This window comes from Vibrio fujianensis, from assembly GCF_002749895.1.
In the GTDB taxonomy this organism is placed as follows: domain Bacteria; phylum Pseudomonadota; class Gammaproteobacteria; order Enterobacterales; family Vibrionaceae; genus Vibrio; species Vibrio fujianensis.
The window spans coordinates 1-888 of record NZ_NBUS01000046.1; the positions used below are offsets into that span (position 1 = coordinate 1).

The window sequence follows — 888 nt, forward strand, 5'->3', positions numbered from 1 at the left end:
AAAAACATCTACTTTTCAATGCATTGTGGTCTTTTTTCTTTACGGTTACATAACGCCCTGTTAAGGTGTGAGCAACGCAATGCCGAAACTCCCGCATACCACCTTAATCACTTAAGCCAACGCATGGTGAAAATGCCACGCGTTGCGAATCACTCTTAAACAGTTTGTTAGCCGTTCATTCCCAAAGGTTATTGCTTGCTCAATAGGAACTTACGCAAGTCTCTCTCAGCACGCATAACAAACAGAATAAATACTTTGTCGCCGTCTTGTTTATAGAAAATACGGCACGGATTAACTACAACTTCACGATAACTTAGATGTTCTAGTTCAGGCGGAATGCGACCCGATTCAGGGAAAGCCTCTAAGCGCTCGACTTTAGAAAAGATCGCTTGAACCAATTGTTTTGCAGCTACGATATTTTCAAGTGCGATGTATTCAGCGATATCATTGAGATCGGATAGCGCTGGCTCAGTCCAGATTATTTCAGCCATTTTGACATTCTGTCCTTGGCTTCATCGTGACTCACCACTTTACAGTCAGCTAATGCACGTTCACCTCGCGCAATCCCCTCAAGAATAGCTAAACGATTTTGCATAAACTCGTAATCATCAACATCAACCAGATATGCCGATGGCTTACCATGTTCGGTAATTAACACTGGTTCTTTAGTGTCGTGGAGATCGGCAAGGATCTTTGTTGCTTGGCGTTTGAGTGATGTAACTAGTTCTACTTTCATGAGAGCTGCTCCAAAGGAATACTAAAGTGATACTATTCTATCACTTTGAGTATAGCAAGCTCCATGACGGCTAACGCCGCATTAAGGGGCAGGCAACGCAAATAACTGTACTAAAACTAGCCAGCCTTAACCTCAAATGCCAACCAAACCAA

Annotated in this window: 2 protein-coding genes; both read right to left on the minus strand. The window is 42.8% G+C overall.

Translation table 11 applies throughout. From position 1 onward, the window contains the following. Positions 1 to 188: 188 nt before the first annotated feature. Positions 189 to 491, minus strand: a complete 303-nt coding sequence (locus tag B7C60_RS13105) for a type II toxin-antitoxin system RelE/ParE family toxin (RefSeq protein ID WP_011080278.1) — start codon at positions 489 to 491, stop codon at positions 189 to 191. After that, positions 479 to 736: a type II toxin-antitoxin system Phd/YefM family antitoxin gene (locus B7C60_RS13110; RefSeq protein WP_099612051.1), complete on the minus strand. Its 258-nt coding sequence runs from the start codon at positions 734 to 736 to the stop codon at positions 479 to 481. The genes B7C60_RS13105 and B7C60_RS13110 overlap by 13 nt, the downstream gene beginning before the upstream one ends. Between the last annotated feature and the right edge of the window lie 152 nt (positions 737 to 888).